23 protein-coding genes and 1 pseudogene are annotated in these 21,002 nt (G+C 60.1%); 7 read left to right on the forward strand and 17 right to left on the reverse strand.

Annotated features, from left to right (window positions below; genetic code table 11):
• Positions 1-354 precede the first annotated feature (354 nt).
• Together ACYVO7_RS24175 and ACYVO7_RS24180 are read right to left on the reverse strand one after the other, a co-directional pair.
• Positions 355-1,578, reverse strand: a complete 1,224-nt coding sequence (locus ACYVO7_RS24175) for a tetratricopeptide repeat protein (RefSeq protein ID WP_460452358.1) — start codon at positions 1,576-1,578, stop codon at positions 355-357.
• Positions 1,579-1,630: 52 nt separating this feature from the next.
• Positions 1,631-1,903 (reverse strand): annotated as a pseudogene (locus ACYVO7_RS24180) (adenylate/guanylate cyclase domain-containing protein); the annotation flags it as partial.
• Positions 1,904-2,740: 837 nt separating this feature from the next.
• Here ACYVO7_RS24180 and ACYVO7_RS24185 point away from each other — a divergent pair.
• Complete coding sequence (locus ACYVO7_RS24185; protein WP_460452330.1) at positions 2,741-3,529, forward strand: GNAT family N-acetyltransferase; 789 nt, start codon at positions 2,741-2,743, stop codon at positions 3,527-3,529.
• A 407-nt stretch (positions 3,530-3,936) separates the two neighbouring features.
• Here ACYVO7_RS24185 and ACYVO7_RS24190 read toward each other — a convergent pair whose 3' ends face one another.
• Positions 3,937-4,542, reverse strand: a complete 606-nt coding sequence (locus tag ACYVO7_RS24190) for a hypothetical protein (protein WP_460452331.1) — start codon at positions 4,540-4,542, stop codon at positions 3,937-3,939.
• Between the two features lie 250 nt (positions 4,543-4,792).
• On the opposite strand from ACYVO7_RS24190, the gene ACYVO7_RS24195 reads away from it, so the two are divergent.
• Complete coding sequence (locus ACYVO7_RS24195; RefSeq protein ID WP_460452332.1) at positions 4,793-5,233, forward strand: response regulator; 441 nt, start codon at positions 4,793-4,795, stop codon at positions 5,231-5,233.
• A gap of 299 nt (positions 5,234-5,532) precedes the next feature.
• Here the strand turns inward: ACYVO7_RS24195 and ACYVO7_RS24200 are convergent, their stop codons facing one another.
• Entirely contained in the window at positions 5,533-6,645 is a 1,113-nt protein-coding gene (locus ACYVO7_RS24200; protein WP_460452333.1) for a sensor histidine kinase, read from the reverse strand.
• 243 nt (positions 6,646-6,888) lie between these two features.
• Entirely contained in the window at positions 6,889-7,830 is a 942-nt protein-coding gene (locus tag ACYVO7_RS24205; RefSeq protein ID WP_460452334.1) for an MBL fold metallo-hydrolase, read from the reverse strand.
• Between the two features lie 282 nt (positions 7,831-8,112).
• Between ACYVO7_RS24205 and ACYVO7_RS24210 the strand changes: the two genes are divergently transcribed.
• Positions 8,113-8,412, forward strand: coding sequence for a cupin domain-containing protein (locus ACYVO7_RS24210; RefSeq protein ID WP_460452357.1), 300 nt, complete (start codon positions 8,113-8,115; stop codon positions 8,410-8,412).
• 1,082 nt (positions 8,413-9,494) lie between these two features.
• Here the strand turns inward: ACYVO7_RS24210 and ACYVO7_RS24215 are convergent.
• The 7 genes from ACYVO7_RS24215 to ACYVO7_RS24245 all read right to left on the reverse strand — a co-directional run bounded on the left by ACYVO7_RS24215 (position 9,495) and on the right by ACYVO7_RS24245 (position 15,703).
• Positions 9,495-9,965: a cupin domain-containing protein gene (locus tag ACYVO7_RS24215; protein ID WP_460452335.1), complete on the reverse strand. Its 471-nt coding sequence runs from the start codon at positions 9,963-9,965 to the stop codon at positions 9,495-9,497.
• Between the two features lie 396 nt (positions 9,966-10,361).
• A complete protein-coding gene (locus ACYVO7_RS24220; RefSeq protein WP_460452336.1) occupies positions 10,362-11,198 on the reverse strand; it encodes a class I SAM-dependent methyltransferase in 837 nt (278 codons plus the stop codon).
• 99 nt (positions 11,199-11,297) lie between these two features.
• On the reverse strand, positions 11,298-12,167 hold the full coding sequence (locus ACYVO7_RS24225; RefSeq protein WP_460452337.1) for a GNAT family N-acetyltransferase: 870 nt from the start codon (positions 12,165-12,167) through the stop codon (positions 11,298-11,300).
• Positions 12,168-12,533: 366 nt separating this feature from the next.
• Positions 12,534-13,100, reverse strand: coding sequence for a DUF4337 domain-containing protein (locus tag ACYVO7_RS24230; protein ID WP_460452338.1), 567 nt, complete (start codon positions 13,098-13,100; stop codon positions 12,534-12,536).
• 772 nt (positions 13,101-13,872) lie between these two features.
• A complete protein-coding gene (locus ACYVO7_RS24235; protein WP_460452339.1) occupies positions 13,873-14,370 on the reverse strand; it encodes a hypothetical protein in 498 nt (165 codons plus the stop codon).
• Complete coding sequence (locus ACYVO7_RS24240; protein WP_460452340.1) at positions 14,370-14,579, reverse strand: hypothetical protein; 210 nt, start codon at positions 14,577-14,579, stop codon at positions 14,370-14,372. Before ACYVO7_RS24240 ends, ACYVO7_RS24235 begins: the two co-directional genes overlap by 1 nt.
• A complete protein-coding gene (locus ACYVO7_RS24245) occupies positions 14,576-15,703 on the reverse strand; it encodes a hypothetical protein (protein ID WP_460452341.1) in 1,128 nt (375 codons plus the stop codon). Before ACYVO7_RS24245 ends, ACYVO7_RS24240 begins: the two co-directional genes overlap by 4 nt.
• Before the next feature lie 515 nt (positions 15,704-16,218).
• On the opposite strand from ACYVO7_RS24245, the gene ACYVO7_RS24250 reads away from it, so the two are divergent.
• Both ACYVO7_RS24250 and ACYVO7_RS24255 read left to right on the forward strand, forming a co-directional pair.
• Positions 16,219-17,322, forward strand: a complete 1,104-nt coding sequence (locus ACYVO7_RS24250; protein WP_460452342.1) for a helix-turn-helix transcriptional regulator — start codon at positions 16,219-16,221, stop codon at positions 17,320-17,322.
• Between the two features lie 339 nt (positions 17,323-17,661).
• Positions 17,662-17,994 carry a hypothetical protein gene (locus ACYVO7_RS24255; protein WP_460452343.1) on the forward strand — a complete coding sequence of 111 codons (333 nt, stop codon included), beginning with the start codon at positions 17,662-17,664 and terminating at the stop codon, positions 17,992-17,994.
• Positions 17,995-18,034: 40 nt separating this feature from the next.
• On the opposite strand, the gene ACYVO7_RS24260 is transcribed toward ACYVO7_RS24255, so the two are convergent.
• Both ACYVO7_RS24260 and ACYVO7_RS24265 read right to left on the reverse strand, forming a co-directional pair.
• Positions 18,035-18,400, reverse strand: a complete 366-nt coding sequence (locus ACYVO7_RS24260) for a hypothetical protein (protein ID WP_460452344.1) — start codon at positions 18,398-18,400, stop codon at positions 18,035-18,037.
• 32 nt (positions 18,401-18,432) lie between these two features.
• The gene (locus ACYVO7_RS24265) at positions 18,433-18,747 is read right to left on the reverse strand and encodes a hypothetical protein (RefSeq protein WP_460452345.1); all 315 of its coding nucleotides are present in this window, start codon (positions 18,745-18,747) and stop codon (positions 18,433-18,435) included.
• A 215-nt stretch (positions 18,748-18,962) separates the two neighbouring features.
• Between ACYVO7_RS24265 and ACYVO7_RS24270 the strand changes: the two genes are divergently transcribed.
• Positions 18,963-19,364 carry a hypothetical protein gene (locus ACYVO7_RS24270; RefSeq protein ID WP_460452346.1) on the forward strand — a complete coding sequence of 134 codons (402 nt, stop codon included), beginning with the start codon at positions 18,963-18,965 and terminating at the stop codon, positions 19,362-19,364.
• A 67-nt stretch (positions 19,365-19,431) separates the two neighbouring features.
• Here the strand turns inward: ACYVO7_RS24270 and ACYVO7_RS24275 are convergent, their stop codons facing one another.
• The gene (locus tag ACYVO7_RS24275) at positions 19,432-19,752 is read right to left on the reverse strand and encodes a YciI family protein (RefSeq protein ID WP_460452347.1); all 321 of its coding nucleotides are present in this window, start codon (positions 19,750-19,752) and stop codon (positions 19,432-19,434) included.
• 197 nt (positions 19,753-19,949) lie between these two features.
• Between ACYVO7_RS24275 and ACYVO7_RS24280 the strand changes: the two genes are divergently transcribed.
• Entirely contained in the window at positions 19,950-20,291 is a 342-nt protein-coding gene (locus tag ACYVO7_RS24280; protein WP_460452348.1) for a GYD domain-containing protein, read from the forward strand.
• Positions 20,292-20,376: 85 nt separating this feature from the next.
• Here the strand turns inward: ACYVO7_RS24280 and ACYVO7_RS24285 are convergent, their stop codons facing one another.
• Complete coding sequence (locus tag ACYVO7_RS24285) at positions 20,377-20,739, reverse strand: DsrE family protein (RefSeq protein ID WP_460452349.1); 363 nt, start codon at positions 20,737-20,739, stop codon at positions 20,377-20,379.
• Between the two features lie 6 nt (positions 20,740-20,745).
• Positions 20,746-20,949: a YgaP family membrane protein gene (locus ACYVO7_RS24290; RefSeq protein ID WP_460452350.1), complete on the reverse strand. Its 204-nt coding sequence runs from the start codon at positions 20,947-20,949 to the stop codon at positions 20,746-20,748.
• Positions 20,950-21,002: the final 53 nt, after the last annotated feature.

A 21,002-nucleotide genomic window follows, 5' to 3' on the forward strand; every position in this document is an offset into this window, starting at 1 on the left:
CGTTTGTTGGCAAGATGCGAAGGAGCGGGGCCAGCCGGTATGCTGTTGGCAATGTACGCCGCTCGATCAGCGGCAATTCGGTCTTGGCTCAATTGCTCCCACTCAGGACCAGCGCTATAGAATCGGCAGTGGTGGGCGACATCTTCAGCTAGGCCCGCTGCCAAGCCCCGGCCGCCATGGTGGTGCCGGGGCTTTCTGTTGGGGCGTTGATGGAATACCGCACTTGAACACAGGCTGAAGCTCAAAATCGTTCCCTGGGCAAGTATGTCGGGGCTGTCGGCGTGGCGACGACAGCCTTCTGCGGAATGACCATCGAGCGTGCCCGCCTGTGCGGCCCATAGTGCCCAGATTTGGTCACTCCGGCAAACCTGCCGCACGTAAGCTGTCAAGATAGAGGTCAATCATCCAACGATGGCGGAAGCGAGATGTTTTCGCCGTACGGGAAATCGATGATGAGGGTTGAAATGCCATCAGTTCTGCGATTGTCCGTTCGGCACTGGTCATGTCACCAGTCTGAACGTATCCCGCAGCCATGAAGCGACGGGCGGACGCATTGCCGGGAGCTTCGACCAGGACACGTCGGGCGCTCTGGATGCATTCCTCAAACCGCCGTGAAAAGAACTGGGCTGCCGCTAAGCACGTGACGTGATCGCCACGTCGGGGGTCAAAAGGGCTGATCCCTCTTGCTTTGCTGTAACACTCAATGGATTTTTCTGTTTCCGCATTATAGACCAAAGCCCAAGCGCACGAAGACAAGACGGGTGCAGAGTTAGGCGCGCACTTGAGAGCACGATTCGTATATTCTATTGCCTGCTCTACTCGCCCTTCCATCACAGCCAATGCCCACGCGGCAATCGCGAGCACCGGTCCGTTGTCAGGGTCGAGATGAACGCCCCGAATTGCTGCTTCACAGGACAATCGTCGCCCTTCATCTACGTCATCAACCCAGCCGAAGAGCGCCGCCCGACCAACACAATCCGCCAAGCTGGCCCATGCTTCAGCATATGAGGGATCTCGCTTTAGCGCTCTTTCGAAGAATTGCCGGGCTGCCTGATGGCCCTCCCGCGTATATGCGTACTGTTCTGACAATCCTCGTAGATAGAAGTCGTAGGCATCGAGATCTTCGGTCGGTTTCCCTCGCGCCCTATCGATTTCAGCGTTGCGAAGCGAGGGTTCGATTGCGGCCACGATGTCTTCGGTCAGGCGGTCCTGAAGGTCGAACACGTCCTTCATATCGCCGTCGAACTTGTCGGCCCAGACGTGGCCACCGCTCTTTGTGTCCACAAGCTGACCGGTAATTCTAAGTCGATTTCCCGCTTTGCGGACCGAGCCTTCCAATACATACCGGACGCCAAGCTCCCGCCCGACATGTCGGACATCGACTGCGTGACCTTTGTATACGAACGACGAATTTCTGGCGATGACGAGGAATTGCCTGATCTGACTTAAGGCAGTGATGATGTCCTCGACCATACCATCCGCGAAGTATTCTTGTTCTGGGTCGCCGCTCATGTTGGTAAAAGGGAGAACGGCGATGGACAGCTTCTCCTTTGTGGTCGGCCCATCCATCGCGTGCAATCACGTCGCCAAGATGAAGACCAAGCCGGAACTGGAGCCGACGCTCTGTTGGCAGCATAGCGTTAGAGTCTGACAGACGTGCCTGAGCCTCAATGGCCGCCTCTGCGGCGGCAACCACGCTGGCGAATTCCGCCAACATGCTGTCACCTGTGCTGTTCACGACGCGGCCGCCATGCTCCTTGATTGCTGCGTCCAAAATGGCGCGATGTGCTGTGAGAAGCTCCAGTGTGCCAGAATCGTCTTGGCCCATGAGCCGCGAGTATCCAGCCACGTCAGCCATCAGGATGGCAGTGAGACGGCGCTCATTCCTCACGTTGGGAGGCATACCCGATGTTCACTAATCCAGTTGCGATTATAGCTTCTGCCCGTCGGCGGTGATCCGCAAGGGGAAAGCTCGAAATTGCAAGGGGCCGTCCCCAGTCTCCATCTAGGCCATCACGGGCAGGAGGCGGGATCTGGTGCAGGCGTACAAAGCTGAACCGGTCAAGAGCGGTTGCGGGGGGTCGGTTGCTGCCGTCCTCGTGGTCCACGCCAGAGACTGCTGAGTACAAAGGCCCAGAGCGCAGCCCACAATAGCGGATCGGCCCACTGAGTGCCGAGTTATACATCCGCTGAGTGATAGCGTAGTCCTCCATTAGCGTGATCTTTACCGAGGCTTTGAGGTCGCTGAATGAGGTGTCGGTGGTCACCTTCGACGTGCGAAGGCAAATGCGCGCCCGGCACTACGGGGGCGTGCTGTTGACCGCCTCCACGATCTCGCTGGTCCAGCGCACGAGGCGGTCCTCTCTGGGTACCATCGCGGTGGTGAGCCGCCCGACCCCCCCTCTTTCAGGGCGAGCACGTCATTCGCCAGCCGATGAAACGGCCGGTGTTTGGCCATGACGGAGAACCACACGGGGCTTGCCGCCGCTCCGAGGTCACCCCGACTACCTCACTCGCCAGCGCGCGAGCTTGGACATGGTGCACCTGGAGCAGCCAGTCGCGGGTCAGATAGCGTTCTCAATCAGCGCCGCCAGCGCACGAAAACGCAATCGAACCTCAACCGATGACAATGTAGCGCAGTCGTTGAAGATGGAGGACGGCTCTGAGCCTCGCACGAGCCTTCCTCGATGTAGGGGTGTGCGTGTATCATGCACAACGGTTCTCATGGAGCTTGACGCGCATGGTGGGCTATTTCGGCACAGACGTGCAGATCCGCTATCAACGAACCGTGCATGAGAGCCGCGATTGGATCGCGTCCACACCGGGGTTGGTCAATGGAGTGCGCCTGCTGAGTACCGATGATCCAGAGCGGCTCGGATTTGAGGAGATCAAGCGCATTCTCGATGAGTTTGGCATGCTCGGGTTTCGTTGTCTTGATCCCCGACAAGCTAAAGAGTGGTTCCCCAGGCTGGAAAGGCTAGGATACCGGATCGACCAGTGGGACATGTACTGGGCCGATGCGAGCAATATCAGAGCCAAGGTGGCGACCCTTTTGTCGGCACCTCTTCCCACCGGACTTCATGTCCGACCATCGCCCAACGATCCAGCCTCGCCGGAAACACGAGCGCTTCAGCAGTTTCTAGTCGAGCAGGGTATCGCGCCCTTCTCCGGACCTTACCTCCTCGATGGCCCCCGTCAGAGCACCATAGCGATTGCAGACCAGATCGGGCAAATTGTTGCGGCAGGGACCACGTATTTCCCTCACAATCGATTCAGCAAGCTGTGCGACGCCGCCTTCCTTGGACTAATCGCGGTTGCGCCGATAATGCGAGGATCGGGCCTGGGCAAAGCTGTCGCCGCGCGCCTGGTTCAGCGCGCCGCCGAGATGTCAGCGACAGTTGTCTATGGGCAGGTTTCCCGATCCAACGAGGCTTCGCGACGTATGTTGGCGGCTTGTGGATTGGAGTGGAAGCCGGATTGGATTTGCGGGCTGGCTACACCTGCGGACGAATGCCGATTTACGATATAATGACGGTCTGCTCCCTGGTTGGGCGTGCCGGTCACCATTTGGTGGCGCTCGGCTCCAGTGCTATTCACCGACCATTCAGCTCTCGCCCGCTAATCCGAGAACAGCATCGAAATGAAGGGGCGGTTGCAGCGGAAGCAACGGTCGCGGCGGTCCAACATGCGGCTGAAAGGGCGTAAATCGTGCGTATTGGTGGGGCGTGGTGGCGAGCTATGAACGCTGGTGAAATGATGCTTCCCCCGCCTTAGTGGAGCAATCAAGCTGTTCATGGTCAAGTGGAAGGAAAAAGCCCCAGGGGACACCAGCCGCCTACGACGAAGCACAAGCGTAAACTCGCGCCCAATAGGGGCGACCAGCTACTGCGGCCATGCTTGGGATCTCCCGGCTCACTGAAATCCCCGAAGAACTAGTCATCTAAACACGGGCGGACTTTCTTGGTCCATCCCGGCCGTCGGCACAATCCCGACGAAAACCCCGTCGAGCGTGAAGCGCCCTGTGCGATCTGGCGTGAAGGCGATTTCGAACCCGAGCGCCAACCCGACTAACGGCAATGCGCCGTCGATCAGAATTGAACGCAGTTCCGTCACGACCTGGCTGACCAGCGCTGATGGCCGATCCGGTTCAAGTTCAACATCAATACCCGATTGGCCCCACCGGAAAGGCCCGTCGTGGTCCGCGAGGAAGCTGGCTGCGCAGTGCGAAGGGTCTAAATTAGTCGCGCCGGACCAATTCGGCGGTCGCAGACGCACGGTCGGCTTCTTGCGATTGATGTACGCGTGTGACGGCCAGTGCATCGGCGATGACTGTTCCGGGATGAACAGCGCCAACGAGAGTGAGCGGACCATGCCCTCGGCTTTTTGAACATCCCCGACAATGAGGGCGTCCAATTTCTTGAGGGCCTCGGGGATGCTCCGGCACCCCAAATTTTCGGCCAGTTCGCGCCTCGAAATACCAAGCTCACTCAACTGTTGAAAGATCAAACCGCCGATATCGCTTGGCGTGAAGGAGCCGTCCATGGCAGCACCTCCTGAGCTTGCCGCCATAACGCGCGAAACGACCGGGCAGATTATTTCTGGTCGCGTTCAACCGGAAAATGGTCAACCCGCCTCCTCCACCGTACGGAACCGGCGTTCTCGGTTTTTGACGACCTCGCCGCCGAGCCCAACCCGCGCGCTGCGGCTGGACGAACAATATACGTAACTCAACTTATCCACTCCCCCTGGCTTTCGTGAAACGCTTACCACTACGAGGCTGGGGAGACGGCCGGTGCAGAAGCATTTGACTATTCTGTTGGTCGAGGATGAGCCGTTCGTAGCGCTGTCCATCGCTGAGTTGCTCCGTGAGCAGGGCCATGGCGTCATCCGCGCCAATGATGCGGCTGCCGGTCTGGCCCTGTTCGCCGCACATCCAGAGATCGGACTGCTCATCACGGATATCGGCTTGCCCGACCTGAGGGGTGACGCCCTTGCAGAGCAGTGCCGTTCCATTCGCAGTATCCCAGTTGTCTTCGTCAGCGGCTATGACACGGAAGAAGTCCAGCAATCAGGCCAGACGACTTACGTCGAAAAGCCTTTCCGCTCTGAAGAGATCCTGGCGGCTGTCCTGGAGGTCCGTCCGCTGAAACCAGGACAGAGCATGTGTGGCCGCTTGGGCGCGATCCGGCGTCTCCTGAGAGAAACACTGGCCAGAGAACTGGCGGCTAACTGAACGCCCGACGAGATCGAGTTGACTCAATCAGGTCAGCGGGGGGTGTCGGCAACCGGTGGCTTGATGGTATTCTGCTTGCACTTGGTGAGTTGGAAAGAGCTTGTTGAGAATAGCGTCGATGTTGAGGCCCGCTCCCGTGTAGTTTCTCGGCGTCAAAAGCCGTTGGGCAACTGACGTAACCGCTGGGGCTCGCGTGCGGTTGCGCCAAGTACGCAGTCGTCACTTGCAGAACCGTGATTATGAATGACCTTGCTTCCGCCTGGAATCCTACCTCGTCAGGCGTTCACCGAACTCGGCCTCTAGCGCCTGCCCATTGTGGGCATCGAAAGCTCAAATATGGAGCCGCCCCGCTCGCCTGCGCTGAACGACGAGGAGCCGTTTAACTGCTGCACAAAGGTGGCGATGAGCCTAGTGCCCATTTGCGTTCCGCTAGTCGCGTTACCTCCTGCCGGGCCGATCCCGTCGTCCGAAATGCGCAAAGTTACACGCCCATCACCATCCTGGATCGCTACCTTGATGGTGCCCGACCGCTCATCCGGGAAGGCGTGTTTGCAGGCATTCGAAACGACCTCCCCGACCAGGAGGGAAAGCGGGGTGCCTTCATCCAAACCGACCTGAAAAGATGGGCCTTTCACCTCAGCCGTCACGCGGTCCGAAAGCCCGAAGGCGTCAATAACGCCGCGCACAAGCTCGCGAACGTACTGGGTGATGTCGATGGTTTCCACGTGCTCCCCGGCGTAGAATTTCTCGTGAAGCAGACCCATGGAGTAAATCCGCTTCAAGCTCTCCTCGAAGGCTCCTCGCAACTCCGGCGCAACGGATCGACTCTGAAGTGCAAGAAGGCTCGCAATGATCTGTAAGTTGTTTTTGACGCGGTGATGAACCTCTTTGAACAACGCTTCCTTTTTCCCTAGCTCCTGATTTGCAGCGCGCCGAAGCTCCAGTTCATCCATAACGATGGCGGCGAGGTCAGAAAGTTGATCGATGTCGGTCTGGCTCATAGGCCGTGGGGCGTGGTCAATGACACACAGCGTGCCTAGATTGAACCCATCGCGCGTCCGCAATGGCACCCCCGCATAGAACCGCAGCCCAAACTCGCCAGCGACAAGGGGATTGGTCAGAGAACGAGGATCGACGCTCGCATCCGATAGAACCCACGGCTTGCTGTCGAGGATAGCGGACGCGCACAGGCCAGGGCTGCGCGGGATTTCGGCCACGTCCAGCCCGTGGTGCGACTTGAACCAGATGCGGTCAGTGTCAACGATGCTGACGATAGAGATAGGCACGTCAAAAAGCCGTGCCGCGATCCTCGTAATCCGATCAAACGCGCCGTCAGGCGGCGTGTCGAGGATGTCGTAACGCCTGCCAGCAGCGAGGCGCTCGGCCTCGTTTAGGGGGATGTGCAACGTCATTGCCTATCGTAGCCTGTTTGACGGAGAAGGGCTATGCTCGACTCCCGTGCGGCGCTGATCCAGCAGCTTGAGCTTGAATACGAGTGAAGAACTCCAGGGCGATTTCGCGCCGGTTTGGCTCTGAATGGAGGGGACCTTCATCAATGGTAACAGGCTCGCTCCTCGTCCAAGCGCGCCCTGATCAGCAGAAAACCATTGCCGGGCTCGACAGTATCAATGGGTTTCTGGTCCCACGCGCCAATATCAACCGAGTGGAATTTCCATCAAATCCCGTCCGACGATCACATTGCCCGAGAAGTGCTTGCGCACACCCGCTGTCCAATCGGCCTCAGTGATCGCCGGGTCGTCGGCAGGCACGAAATGATTGAGCACCAAGTTTTTGACGTTTGCCTGCGCAGCAATGAGGCCCACATCGTCAACGAGTGTGTGGCTCGCCTTCAGGTGCTCGAAAAGTTTCGCGGCGTTTGGATTGCGATGGACGAGAGCCTCCATGGCCGGGCCGTACATCACCTCATGAACGAGGTAATCCGCGTTCCGAGCGAAATCTGCGAGAGGCGGAAAGTAGGCGGTGTCGCCGGAGAACACGACGATTTTGCCGTCGAACTCAAATTTCAAGGCAAAGCTTTCCGTGATGGGCGGGTGCACGTTGCGCAAAGCCGCAACCTTGACGCCTCCGATCAGGGCGACTGCGCCTTCGCCGTGCTCGTGCGCAGTCACGAGCTTGCGAAGATCCGGGCGGCCTTCGTCTGCCACGCGCGTCTCGATGTCGAAGCGCATCGACTCCCAGTAGCCCGAAAGCACGGCCTTGATGCCGTGCGGGCCATAGGCATCCGCTGCGGCTTTGAGTCCGTTCGCCCACGCATTGTAGAACACAGACCCCAACTCGATGACATGGTCCGAGTGCAAATGTGTGATGAACACATGGCGCACCGTCGGTAGCGGGATCTTTGCCGCCACGAGCCGCGCGACTGTGCCGTAGCCTGTGTCAATGACGAACGGCAGACCAGCGACGACCAGAAGACTCGCGCTCGGGAATTGACTTAAGCCCCGCAGCGACGGACCGCCCTTAGTCCCGAGGAGAACGAGCCTGTCGCGTCCAAGGTCCTGTGCGACGACGGGCCTGCATGCAGCGGACCAGAGACCGAGCGATCCTGCTCCGGCAAGAACCTCGCGACGGGTGTGCACGTTAAACTCCGTTCTCGACAAGCGATCTTGAGTTGGGTGTTGATCATCGACCTTTTAAAGCGCACTGCCAAGCTGCGGTACGTCCCTGTGGGGGAGACCTCTGATCCAGGCGCATCGAGCAGCGCCGCCTTCTTGGTGACAGCGGCAAGGTCGTTTGCCTCGCGGACGACAGGACGGAGCACGGTCCGACTCTTGCGCTGGACCCATCGGCTGCCCGCCTTCGGCCGTTAGGGAGAGCCTCATGGGCGCGCCTTAGTAGCCGTCAGTGTCTGCACCCTTGTTCTGTCTGGTCCAGCTTTCGCCCAGGACGCCGGGCATGTCGCAAAGTCCGACAGAATGAAGTGGAGCGCGGCGCCACCTTTCCTCCCGAAAGGGGCGCAGTTGGTTGTCCTGTCCGGCGATCCCACCAAGGAGGGCATCTTCACGGTTCGGCTGAAGTTCCCTGCGAACTACAAGGTCCCGCCGCACACGCATCCGACTGACGAACTCATCAAAGTGCTCGATGGGGATTTCGCGGCTGGTATGGGCGAGAAGCTGGACGCGAAAGCCGCCGCCACGGTCGCAGAGGGTGGATTTCTCTAAATGCCCGCCAAGATGGCGCATTTCGCTATGTCACAGTCCGGCGCGATCATCCAGATCAACGGCACGGGTCCGCTCATGATCGACTACATCGACCCGAAGGATGACCCATCGAGGTAGTGCTGCATCCTCTGGCCGAGAAAGTCTCCCGTCTGAATGTGCCTCTGGTTCGCATACCCTCTCCATTGTTACCCAACTGTTTGGGAAGTACTTCTCGGCTTGAAGCTCGCCCCTCGCCCAAGTGCGGCATGTTGTTGGCTAAAAAGAAGCCCGCTCCGGGTCATGGGAGCGGGCGGAGGGGGGGTGCCGGGCGGCCGGAGGGACGTTGCGCCCGACACGTCACGCGAACAAGCTTTCGAGCGGTTTGGTTCCCCGAGTGAGGTTTGTTCACGGTGCGTAGGAAGATCTCGATTTAGTGATATTCCCATCCTTTTCTCCAAGACGCGCGGGCCGCCGATTTATGACTCCCCAGCGAAGGCGAAGCCTGGATGGGCGACCTATGAGATTGGCGTCTGGCGTGCGTCAGCGTGATGGCTCATTTTCCGATTCAATCGCCGATTTACTCCAGCCCGGTCGAACCTCGTCACGGCCATCGATCATGTCGCCCCGGCTTACCGGCCGGGCGAACCACCAAAGAAGCTGACGGGCGCTCATCTCAGGCCGATTTACATTTGTGCGCTCGCACGCCTCAACGACAGCTTCGATTGACGCGATGCATGTCTTCGCTGGACACAAGGCTCGGCAAGGACTGCGGGAGAACCAGTCCTAACAGAATGTCGTGGATCATCTCATAACTCCCGAACTGTCATTCGACGCAGACTCGCCCCAGTATCCAACTGGAGGTCGGGCTCAGTTTTCGCCGAAGCGTGCGAGACCGACGACAGCGCGCGTCGTAAGTTCAACACCGTCCTCTAAACCGGCGCGGGAGGACCGAGCAGCAGCGCCGGGCTCTCGTCAACAACGAGCTCAGATCTCAACGTCCCGCATTGATCAGGCCCCGATCTCATCAGCACCTCGCCCCCTTCGGGGGGCTTAGCGCCCTGTCACGATTGAGCCTCGAAGCCGCATTCGCACCAGCGAGATGGTTAGGCTTGATGGTCACCATCCAGCAGGAACTCAAGCCCGTTTCTGCGCCCGATCTCCAGAATGTGAGGGATGTCGGGCGGCCCTGATGGCGGGGGTATTACGCGCGTTCCAGGGGGCATTGGCTCTCCTGCTTCGCTGAAAAACGCATCATGAGCGCGCCCCGGCGAGTTAATGATGAGCAAGCGCCCAGGCTCGCGTCCGATGTTCTTGAACGCGTGAACAGCCCCGTTCGGCACTTTGATGAAAGCGCCTCTGTTCGCTGTTTGCGCCGCTCCCGAAATAACAAACTCGAATGCGCCTTCAAGCACGTAGAACGCCTCATCGTCAGACGAGTGCCGGTTTGGAGGCGCTCCCGCTCCAGGCGCGACGAGGGACTCGACCAGGCAATATGCTCCGCCCGTGTCTGGACTGCGCACTAGGAAGTGCAGGAGGTTTCCAAGTAGGTGGTAAGTATCGGTCGTGGAGGTCATGCGCTTGTCCCTCTTAACGCCGTCTTGCTGGGCTGCGCCCTTCGTCCAGGTTAATCCAAAGGGCAGTTTAGTCCGGGCAATATGTCCACGCGAGTTTAGGCTGCATTCCCGCAGTCCGCACTACGCTGGCCTGAGTCGCCCAAAGCCGGTCCAGCAGCGACGGCTCTTCCAGTGCCGGGATGCAGATCGTTTCGCGCCGGTTGAGCCCCGACGAGGTGAGCAGGAGTCGTCATGGGCGGCATTTTGGTCATATCCGTCCCCTCGATTTCAAAGACCTTCGTTGAGACCCGGCCGGGGAGAACGACGGTCACCTGCACACCTGATCCGGCGAGTTCGCCTGCCAGGGCCAGGGAGAACGCGAGGCACCTTTGTTGCTCCGCCTGGTCCGGCACCACCTCACGGGCTCTGGGCAGAGAAGATCATTTGCACAGGCGAGATCGTACCCGCTCGAATTGCCGAAATCATGTTGGCCATCTTTTCGAGCACAGTTGGCCCCATTAGATTGTGGAGGCCGAGAGTCTGCGGCGCTGATCCAGCAGCTTGAGCTTGAATACGGGAGAAGAACTCCAGTGCGATCTGGCGGCGGTTGGACTCTGAATCGAGGGTAAACCCAGCCTTTTCGGCCGCCTCGCGATATGCCTCCGGTGACGCCAATGCTGACACATCAGGGGTCTCCGCCCATGGTACCGGGAAAGAGAGTTCGCCATCACCAGTTCGCATTACGTCATAGACTGCGAACTTGCCACTATCCCGGAGGACTCGGCGGGCTTCAAGGAACAAGGCTGCCTTGTCCGGCACGTTCATGCCGACGTGGAGAAGTAGGGCGAGGTCGAAGGAGGCATCCTCAAGCGGGAGCGCAAGGGCGCTTCCAATCTCGAAGCGGACTCGATCTCCCATGCCGCACATGCGGCTCAGGGCACGGGCGGTTTCGACAAAATGCGGGGTCAGGTCCACGCCTGTGACCCGACAACCATAAAGAGTGGAGATCATTCGTGCCGGACCGCCTATGCCCGACCCAATATCGAGCACGTCCATCTCGGGCCGAATGTCAGCCTTCTCAAGCAGCGCCGCCGTAGCCTCTGCACCGCCGATATGGAATTCATCTACAGGTTTCAGTGTCTCGGGTGAGATTTTATCAGGATCATACCCCATCGCGACGAGCCCGCTCCGAATTCGGGCGAGTACGTCATAGGACGCATAATGTTGCGCTACACCGGCTTCGATCTCACTCATGGCTGTTCTTCTCCCCACTTTCGCAATTCGGCTACGCTACAAGCTGAAAATCGGCCGATCACGACCCGCGTCCAAACGCCGTCTATCCAGCGTCGCGCGCTAGTACAGTACGGAGGGAATGTAGGCTCCTTTCGGCTGCTGGTACTCGCCGGAGGCCATCAGGGTCATCGGCTTGATGGTGCGCATGCCCTGCCGCAGGCACCAGCACAGCATTTGTGAGTTCCGGATAGGGAGGAGAAAAGAGGGCGGCCCCCCTGCAAGTCGGGTTGCTCCGAGAATGAGCGCCTGCATGTCCACTTCCCTTTGGGCAACGCCGTGGTTCCCGAGCCAGATCGTCGGCACGGCCATGTAGGCTCGAACCTTCCCATCCCGAAGTGCGACGACCGGTGAGCCAGTGGCGAGTGTCTCGCGGAGTTCGTTCGTTCGTGTGTAGCCATGTGTGGTCTGGTGAAGAGCCTCGCATGCCTCTAAGTCGGACTCCGCCATTAAGCGAACATCCCAAGCCGCCCATGGTGCGCTGGCTGGTACTCCCGTGACGATCACGCAAAGCTCTTTGGCTTCGAAACCGAGCGACGCATAGAGCGCCAGGGAAGACATATTGAACGTATCCTGCATGAGGCGTACGCCCCGTGCTCCTTCGGCCCGTTCCAAGGCGGCTTTCATCAAGCGCCTCCCCAGTCCCTGCCTTTGGACGGTTGGATCGATGGCGACAGGCCCGACCGCTCGCATCGGGTCGCGTTCACTTAGGAACGCGAAGCCGACGACTTGATCATCTTGGTCGGACGCAGCGACCAGCCCGAACACGGCAGGGTGGTGAATGAAAGCGGTGACGCGAAATGTGGCGGCCGCGACGGAACGAAATGGGGAAGGGAAGCCATGACGTTCGCTGACCACCCTGAAAGCCGCAAAGCAGATGCGGCCACAAGTTTCCGCGTCGTCGGCTTGGGCTGCACGGATAACGACGTTCATCGCTTCGTTCCTCATCACTGAGCGGTGCCGGTCGTGCCCTCACATCAGCCCCGAATTCCTAGGCAAATATTTCAAGAACAGGCTTCGCAGGCGCTACGCGCTGCACGCTTTCCGCCGCATTCTCCAATATGACCCGCGCCGGATGATGGAATGAGCATTGCAGGCGTAAGCTCATAGGCCAGCCTCCGCTCTTGGCCAGCGATGTCAAGGTCCGGATCGCCTGGGTTGCGTTGGACAGGAGGTTCAGTTCGCCGCAAACTGAAACGGGAGATAACAGTCGTTTTTGACGGGTTTGGCGCGGGAATTCCGGCAAGCCGACCCATCCTCCAGCGGCCCGAGCCATTCATCCCATTCGATCTACAAACGTCAAAAGACATGTACCGCGTGCGGCGCGAACAGCCCGATGGCGGCGAACGCCAGTCCGGCCACCCCGAGCGCGCCGGAAAGCCAGAGGAGTGCGCCTATTCCAGTGATCACCATGGCGGAGGCGATCACGATGGCGATCTGGAAGGCGGCCGAGGCGACCTCGTAATGGTGATACCGGGCCTGGGACGTGTCCCGCTTGTGTTCGGCAGCCTTCGCACGGGTTGAGAGTTCACGACGGCCCTCCTGCGTGGACGGCTCGGTCTCCCAGCGGTCGATGGTCGCCTTCCAACTCTCCAGTTGAGCTTTCGCCTTTGCGGCCTCTTCGCTCTCAGGGGCGGTTTTCTGAAGTGCGACTAATTCGCTGGCGAGGCGCACGCCCGTCTGACGGATCGTCTTGGCCTGGAAGAAGGCCCACAGGTTGGAAGCCTCGACATTGGCGGCCAGGGCCTCGGTCTGAGCGCTCTTGGCCGCCGTTTCCGCTAAGGCCAGGAACAGGGCCAACACCGCAATGAGCAGCGCCACGCGCTTGTTGCCGTGAGCGCTTTCAACGCCAGCATGTTCAGACATCGGATCTCCTTGAACGTGGTGCGGGGGGAAGACTCAGTGGGCGGACGAGATGTTGCTTCAGTATGGCCCGTCTCAGCGCGCGGGAAGGGGAAAACCGCCATGGCAGCCCCAAGTAGCTGAACAAGCGTTCATCTACATAACGAAAAGATCAGGAATTTCGGAGCGTGGTTGGTGCTTCATTCAGCGCAGGCGTAGCGTTCAAAATGAGATCAGCCTTTGACATCACCCGCCAATATGGCTGCCCGCTGGCGGTGTTCGCCGTGACGCGGCGATTATGGCGACGGATGGCGCGGCTACGACAACGGACAGCATCGAGGCTGGCGTCGTGACTGGCGTAGTGACGATGATGATGACGTGGTCGTGCAGCGCCGTTTTGGGCCGCGATACAGCGAGCCGTGCCGCATCATCATCGTGCGCGAGCGCAATGAGTGGGGCGAAGTGATCACCCGTCGGATCAGGCGATGTGGATGATGCGAGGGGAGAACAGCAGTAGGCGTTCCGTCGAGCGCCCTGCGATTGAGGAGCCCTCGGAGTAGCGCTGATCAGATCTGCCGCTATGCCGCGCTCCCCACTGGTACGCCGAGGAGCATCACAGCCTGCTCACTCATCGCTCGAGAGTTTTCGCGCGAATCGATACCCGAGCGTAAGGCCGCCCAAGGTCCAGAGCGAGTTCCACAGAAAGCACCAGGACGAACGACCGCGACGGCCGCCCAGAAAGTAAGAGGGGCAATTGGTAGGATGGTCTCGCTCAGGGCCGTCCATTCAGGCCGGGTCACGCCAAACCTCGCTGCCGCAGAATACCGTCGAGCACGCGGCTGAGTTCAACAAATTCGGCGTGCGCCTTCGCTGCTTCTGTCCTGGGGCGGCGGTCTGGATGCGTTGACGACAGCCACCATCTCCGTGCAGCCAGAACGAGGCCGTCCGGGGCCGACCCGCTGAGGCCCACTCGTTCGTACTGCGCGTCGGACCGCTGCCGGATTGGAGGTTGTTTCTCAAGTGCGCGGATTTTGGCGTTCGAGCGGTCCAGGGCTGCCTGGAGTTCATCGACCTTGGCCGCCGCAGCCTGGGCTTCAAGCATTAGTTGGTGAAGATCCCCCCTGGCGAGTTCACGGGCGCAGGCCGCAAGAGTTTCCGGGTGAAATTGCTCTTGAAGCCGAAGGCACGCCTGGGCGACCGTCGCGCCGCCAGTGCGGGCCGACAGATAGGCGACCACCACTTCGCCACTGGACGGAGCCGGGTCGCTGAACAGCATGCGGACGATGCGCCGCATCAATCTGCCATCAGGATCAATCCGGGCAGCAGATTTCCTCGCCCGAGGACCCTTCCTACGGCGTCACGAGTCAGTCCCTCGCGCGGATCAAACGAGCCCAGAATCCGGCCACGCCTGTCGCGAGCAACTGTCTTTCCCGTCAGCCGCTGGGGTTCTAGCCGACCGATAACGACGCCGCGCTGATCGCGGATCACGTTTGTCTCGGTCATTCTGCGCAGTCCCGCTCAAGCGCTTCCAGGATAGGATCAGGTACGGCCTGAACGAAGCGCGGCAGGTCGTATATCTGAAGCAGCGATGCCGCAGCCGCGATTTGGCGTGCGTCTCCCTCGGCATGCGCATAGAAGTTCACCCCGGCTGCCCGCAACGCGCCATGCATTTGTTCGACGAGATCATCAGGAACGCGGGCATTTTCCCGTCCAAAGACACCCGTCAGCAGCCAGCCGTGGCTGGTCGCGCGAAGTTCCGCGATGGCCTCCTGGTCGGGGCTTTCACCCACGTGCTCGATGTAGATGTAGCGCCCCAGCAGGCACTCCGGTACGCGATCCCTCAGGCAGTTCTTGAAGCGCCGGGCCGCATCCCTGAGCTTCTCGGCCGTATCGAGAGCGACCAGTTCGGGCTGAGCGAGGACAGGCCATTTTGACGGGAATTGGTCGCAGCGCTCAGCCCAGGAACGAAACCACGCATTGATGCGCCGGGCTGGTCCAAAAATTGAGAGGGACGCGTGCAGGGCCTCATCCGTTGCTGCCCGGCAATGCGCACGGAGGAAGGTGAGAGCCGAGTTCAGCCGTGGAGCGTCGTGGATGTGGATGGACGTGAGGACCCGAGGGTGCTGGAGCGCCGGATCGATCTCCTGCGCTACACGGATGGCCATCCCCGTCACAGGCCCAGAGATCTGAGCAAGGGTCTTCCGCCGACGCCGGTTCAGCGGGGTGTCTTCGATATAGATCCCAGTGAGGGACTGGTACGTTTTCGGTGCAAGCAGGGGACTACGGCCGAGCCGAGCGAGAGTGCCGACCAGTCCCTTCGGCAAATCTTCTCGCCCAAGCACGGCCTTCAGGATGCGTTTGGGCCGCAAAGTTACCAGTGCTCGGCCCGCACCCTTCGACGAGGCGTGATGCCCATCGCCGACCTCTGAAGCAGCCTGACACAGGCGTTTTTTTATGGAGCGTTCATCCCCGATTTCCAGGAAGGCCAGGGACAGAAAGAGTACTTGGCGGCGCAACACAGAGAAGTACATCGAGGGCGCGAGGATTTCGGCGTTAAGCCTCAAAACTCCTTCTAGTGGCCAGCCGTCGTATGGCGTGGGCTTAAGGCGCACAGGATCTTCGATCAACAGATGCCTCCAGGCTCACGTTCAGCCTGGAGGCGATCTCGAATGGCGCAACCACTTTCTGCGGCCGGGCGCGGTGTACCTCAGTCAGAGGCCCGCAAAACATCAAACGCGTAAAAATCCATAGAACCAAGACCGCTTGAGACACAGATCTCTGTTGTGAGCAGACCTAAGAGCGCGAATATCGTCACTATTTCAAAATCGGTGTCCTTAGTCCCGGCGCGAACTTTGGACGTTGTGCTTGGCGTGCGCGTAATGCGCCGCGCGATCCTGCGCAGCGCCATAGGTGCTCGGCCCAAGTTCCAACGGTCCATGAGCATGGACGCTTGCACGAGCATAGATGCGATCAGTATCCTCATTTGGTATGTTGCCCCCAAACAGTCGTTCATCCAATATGGCCAGGGGCTCTTGCCGCCCCATACCCCCGTCTGGGGTATGAGCGGCATTTCTTACGTTGATTAATGCCAACCTAATCCTGAGCCTTAGTGTCGATTGAGAGCTTGCAAGGGCACCTGCCAATGTCCTCGGACCCGAAAGTCTTAGCCGAGAGTCTCTATGCAGCCGTTGTCGCGCCGGAGAAGTGGCCCGAACTTCTCGGCCGGATTGCGCAGGCATCCGGCGGGCTGGGAGCCATCGTGGTGCCGCTCACCCAGGGGCTCGACCTGCTACCAGTCTGGTCTTCTTCGCTCGATGAGTCCGCTTTCAATTATGTTCGCGAGGGCTGGTGGGAACGCGACACAAGAGCCGAACGAGGACGGGCTCTGGGGCTGACCTCGGGGGTGCATCTGGATTGGGACATCGTCGGCCAGGACCGGATGAGCCGTGATCCGTTCTACCAGGAGTTTTTGCCGACCTACGGCTTCGGGTGCTCTCTTTCACAGGTGGCGACCGTTCCCGGAGGCTCGCCCATCGCGATCACTGTCCAGCGGCGTGCGGCAGACGGCGTGTTCGCAACAACCGAACGCGAGCGCCTTGAATTCCTCGGAAAGCACGCCGCGCGCGCCATGGCGGCGGCGCTCTCAGTCGGCAAGGCTGAACGCGCTCTCCATGCCGAACAAACCGCGAGAGCGCATCTCGCCCACGGCTATATCATCTTAGATGCGACGGGCGGGGTACTTCACGCAGATCGGCTCGGCGGCAGCCTGCTGGGGCCAGTGTTCGGGCTGCGGAACAATCGCCTATTCCTCAAGAACTCCCGCCATTCACGCATTTTCGACCAGATGGTCGGCTCGGCTGGTGCAGGCTGTTTGCCGCTATCCCCCATCGCTGTGGCTCGGCCCGGTAGTCATCGCCCGGACCTGATCCTTCAGGCCGTCCCGATCACTCTTGGTTCCGAGTGGGCCTGGGCGCGTCACGGTCGTGTTCTCGTGCTCATACACGACCTTGGGGCTGAAGCCTCGGCGAAGACGCAAGCGCAGCTTATGGCCCTGGGCCTCACTCCAGGGCAGGCCAAGATCGCCGAGTGCATCGGCAGCGGGAAAACGCCCCGTGAGGCGGCCGAGACGTTCGGGCTCGCTGAAGCCACGGTCCGAACCGTCCTGAAGGCCATTTTCGAGCGCCTGGGCATCCGCCGCCAAAGTGAGTTGGCCGCATTGACCACCAAGCTCCAGCAGGTGCTCTGAGAGAAAAATCTAAACGACGGCCGTTGCCTTACCCCGAATGGTCAGGACAGTCGTCCTGAGCAGACTCTTCGGCCGTGGACGTGGGATCTCACCAATCGCAAGAAGCGGCTGACCCAAGTAGGTCATCGTCTGCTCGCTGAAACCAGATGCGAAACTGGCATCCACTCCTGCCCGACTCCGACAGGCATCCAGGAGCCCGCTGCCGAAGGCATCTCCCAGAACCAGATAACTGCCCGACTGAAGCTGCACCCCGATCAGCCATTCACGCATAGCACGGCGCTCCGGTACCCAACTGGACCAGTTTCACGCCGCGCTCAAGGTGCTGCAAGGGTTTTCAGAATGGGTTCGGAAGCGGTTGTTTCGGAGTACCTGAACGGGCCGCCGCCGCTAAATATCTTTATGCGCCCGCCTTTTGACCTCGCTGCTCTCGCGGCCAAATTTCCTCACCTTCGGCCTGCACCCACGCGGGCCAAACTTCAGTACCGGCTCATCCTTCAGCCCCCCAGCGCTCCTGAGGAGACCCATCAACAATGGGATCAAGCTCGGGCATGGTGCGAGGCGCACATTCCGGCAGGAGACTGGAACTGGGGGACCGACAAGTGGACGGACGAGATCGTCTTCGAGTTTGCGGATCTGGACATAGCGTTTCTATTCAAGCTGTCCTTCGGGTGAACGGCCCTCCGCCTGCTCAAAAGATCATATGCGTTGGGGCTCACGCGCCACCAGGATCGATGAAAGCGCAATAGGTGAAAAATCGCGGGTCTGGATTTTCAGGCGTTGGTGGAGAAATTTGTCCAGGATAGACGGGCATTCGCCGAACGCCGCACCAGTGCGCTGGGTGATCGCTGCCGGGAACGGGCAGCCACACCACCATTTGACGCCCGACATGGACCCACGTCCGATGGCGGCGGCTGAGCATTTCAACGTCACCATCCTCCAGCAATCGGTACTCCGTCCATTCACAGTCGCCACTGACAGGATCGCTCGTACAGCAAAGGTTGCCCTCCCGGCTGCGCAGGTCGCGGTAGACATCATGCGCCAACAACATGGCCGTGGTGGCGAGAGCGGCAGCGTACATGGGTAAGCCCTCCTAAATGGCTGCACTTAGGTCTACCGGTCACGTTTCGCGGTTGAGCGCACATACGCTGATGTTGCCGCGAATGAACGTTTTCGAAGGTAGGAAATGAAGTGCAGGTCCAAGTCAGGCGCGGAACAGTCGGCGGACGCCTCTACGGCATGCGTCAATGCGCGGGCGTATTGGGCACGTGAGGCAACCTCCTCCGACGGAATCATGTCAGCCCAGAACTCGGCCCATTGCTGTTGTTCATTCGCTTCGGCAAGCCAGAAGCGCGCGGCCTGGACATCGCAGGCGAAAACGGGGGTCGCCGCCACGGAAATGATAGCGCTCAGGAGCACGGGTCGCATTCGCCACCTCATATGCAGGTTACGCCCACGGCCGATTGCCGCATAGGGCTCGGTGTGCCCCGGTCTGATCGAAATCAGACCTGCGAGGTTGCGAGTACCTCTCCCGTTGAACCTGCGGCACGCCTTTTAGGCTCGCCTTGAAGCCGAATGAAGACCATCCTGGTGGTCAGATTGTCGGCTATGGGCGATCTCGACATCAAATCGGAGCGGGAACGATGAAAGCATCATCTCTGAGCTTCCAGGCTGCGGTGCTGCTGGTCCTTGTCGGCATGGGCTGGGGCATCGCGATGGCCGCTTCAGGCGACCATTCCACCATGCCTGCCCATGCTCACCTTAACTTGCTGGGGTGGGTTTCGCTGTTCCTCTTCGGCATCTTCTACCACCTTCACCCGCACCTGGATCGGAGCCGAGCGGCCCTGATACAGGTCTGGACCTGGATTGTCGCCACACTGGCGCTGGCCATCGGCGTGGGCCTCGTTCACACGGGCCGAGCAGCGGGAGACCCCGTCGCGGCCTTGTCGTCGCTGGTTATTTTCGCGGACATGGCCTTCTTTGGCTGGCTTGTCTACCGATGTAACCGAGTTGGAGCGGTGCGCTCGGCGGTTCCGGCGGAGTAGCCGCTGCCAGCACCAGAACGGCCGCCGGGGGGGGGGGCTGGGCGAGGACCAGCACGGCAAGAATTCGTCACTCAGCCTCAATGGTCATGATGCAACGGCTGAAGGGCTCGGACCAGACGCCCTTCGACCAGTGGAAGACATCGGCCGTTTGCCGAAGGCCGACCCGGAAAAATGGATCGCCTTCGATAATTCTGCGTGCTGCCTCTTTGGTCTCGGCGTCAATAAGCCAGAGAGCGCCGTGCGGTGCGTCGTCGGGGTGATGCCGGAGTGCACCGCCAGCAACGACCCGGTTCCCCTGGGCGGCGACGTAATCAAGATGCTCCGCCACATGTTTTTGCCGGAGGTGAACACGGTCGGGATGGTCGTACAGCAAAACGGCGAACAACATGCCAGGAGCCTCCGTCTGATGATCGAAGGAACCTTCGCTTCATACCGCAGCCAACGCCAGTTCAATTACCTGCGGGTTCCCTGCCACCCTTGATTGCCCCTGGCCTTGACGACGCTCATAATGGTCGAACTAGGGTGAGCGCAGATTCCGCAGCGCTCACCCGCCCGGCCAGTTCCGGTCAAGAAGGGGATAAAGTCATGCCGACGTTCATTGTCCAGGGGCGCTATTCTATCAACGCCGTCAGTGGAATGATGTCGGAGCCTGAGGATCGCAGCCGGGCGGTCGGGAAACTTCTGGAAGCAGTCGGAGGCAAACTCCTGTCTTACTACGTCACGTTCGGCGAGTTCGATTGGCTCCTCGTCTGCGACGCTCCCAACGTGCAAGCGATTTCGGCAGCGACTATCGCGGCTGCATCCGGAGGAGGAGTCACAGATATCAAAACCACCGTGGCCATGTCTCCGACCGAAGCCATGGAAGCATTTCGGCAGGCCGGTGTAGTCGCAAGCTCGTTCAAATCCGCTGGTCGCGCCGAAGGGTGAGCCTCAGGCCGAAATCAAGGAGGTCCACGCAACGGCCGTGATGTGAGTAGCCTGAGCCTTCCGCTAGGCCCTCTAACCCATACGGTCAGTAGACAATGGAACGATCACATTCCATGACCAGCTTCACGAGCAAAGGTGGCGCGCCCTTTTCGTATGGGATGCTCTGGAGGTCTGCTTCGGTCAGTCCTCGCGCTGCACACGAGCCCCCCGAGAGATAGAGACGGCCGACGCCCTGAACGAACTTCTCGTAGTGCTGGCGCAGGCTGCCAGTCCCTAAGCCGTTTAGATTGTCCAGAACCGATGCGCGCACGAGTTGAACTGCGTCCCCGGCCAGGAACAGATGGACTTCATGGCCCGCCTCAGCCGCCGCAGCAGCGACGAAGAATGCCAGCGTGGCTCTCGTGGGGTTCTCAGGTCCGCAGGTGACGTGGACGAGAAGGCTGGGCATCGTGGGTCATCCAAAGGCAGGACGCGACGGCAACCCGAGGCGCTTGAGGGCCATGACGACGGGACACATTCCTGTGAAGGACGCCTGGATCAGGTGGACCCCCATTAGGCCCGTGAGCCACAACCAATCCGGGCTGTGGTAGACGGCCAGCAGGACGGACGCAAGGACGACAACCCCAACAACCAGCAAGATCATTCGTTCAATGGTCATGGCAGCCTCCCAGGAGATCGATCATAGTCTCGCTATCTGCCTGTCCCAGCAAG

It is taken from the genome of Alsobacter sp. SYSU BS001988 (genome assembly GCF_054796215.1).

Coding starts and splice junctions, on each gene's coding strand:
- ACYVO7_RS24215 (WP_460452335.1), bottom strand. CDS start 9,965: ATGACCTCCACGACCGATACTTACCACCTACTTGGAAACCTCCTGCAC.
- ACYVO7_RS24255 (WP_460452343.1), top strand. CDS start 17,662: ATGGGTTCGGAAGCGGTTGTTTCGGAGTACCTGAACGGGCCGCCGCCG.
- ACYVO7_RS24250 (WP_460452342.1), top strand. CDS start 16,219: ATGTCCTCGGACCCGAAAGTCTTAGCCGAGAGTCTCTATGCAGCCGTT.
- ACYVO7_RS24240 (WP_460452340.1), bottom strand. CDS start 14,579: ATGACCGAGACAAACGTGATCCGCGATCAGCGCGGCGTCGTTATCGGT.
- ACYVO7_RS24185 (WP_460452330.1), top strand. CDS start 2,741: ATGGTGGGCTATTTCGGCACAGACGTGCAGATCCGCTATCAACGAACC.
- ACYVO7_RS24260 (WP_460452344.1), bottom strand. CDS start 18,400: ATGTACGCTGCCGCTCTCGCCACCACGGCCATGTTGTTGGCGCATGAT.
- ACYVO7_RS24275 (WP_460452347.1), bottom strand. CDS start 19,752: ATGTTGTTCGCCGTTTTGCTGTACGACCATCCCGACCGTGTTCACCTC.
- ACYVO7_RS24225 (WP_460452337.1), bottom strand. CDS start 12,167: ATGAACGTCGTTATCCGTGCAGCCCAAGCCGACGACGCGGAAACTTGT.
- ACYVO7_RS24220 (WP_460452336.1), bottom strand. CDS start 11,198: ATGAGTGAGATCGAAGCCGGTGTAGCGCAACATTATGCGTCCTATGAC.
- ACYVO7_RS24230 (WP_460452338.1), bottom strand. CDS start 13,100: ATGTCTGAACATGCTGGCGTTGAAAGCGCTCACGGCAACAAGCGCGTG.
- ACYVO7_RS24280 (WP_460452348.1), top strand. CDS start 19,950: ATGCCGACGTTCATTGTCCAGGGGCGCTATTCTATCAACGCCGTCAGT.
- ACYVO7_RS24270 (WP_460452346.1), top strand. CDS start 18,963: ATGAAAGCATCATCTCTGAGCTTCCAGGCTGCGGTGCTGCTGGTCCTT.
- ACYVO7_RS24190 (WP_460452331.1), bottom strand. CDS start 4,542: ATGGACGGCTCCTTCACGCCAAGCGATATCGGCGGTTTGATCTTTCAA.
- ACYVO7_RS24265 (WP_460452345.1), bottom strand. CDS start 18,747: ATGCGACCCGTGCTCCTGAGCGCTATCATTTCCGTGGCGGCGACCCCC.
- ACYVO7_RS24200 (WP_460452333.1), bottom strand. CDS start 6,645: ATGACGTTGCACATCCCCCTAAACGAGGCCGAGCGCCTCGCTGCTGGC.
- ACYVO7_RS24290 (WP_460452350.1), bottom strand. CDS start 20,949: ATGACCATTGAACGAATGATCTTGCTGGTTGTTGGGGTTGTCGTCCTT.
- ACYVO7_RS24235 (WP_460452339.1), bottom strand. CDS start 14,370: ATGCGGCGCATCGTCCGCATGCTGTTCAGCGACCCGGCTCCGTCCAGT.
- ACYVO7_RS24285 (WP_460452349.1), bottom strand. CDS start 20,739: ATGCCCAGCCTTCTCGTCCACGTCACCTGCGGACCTGAGAACCCCACG.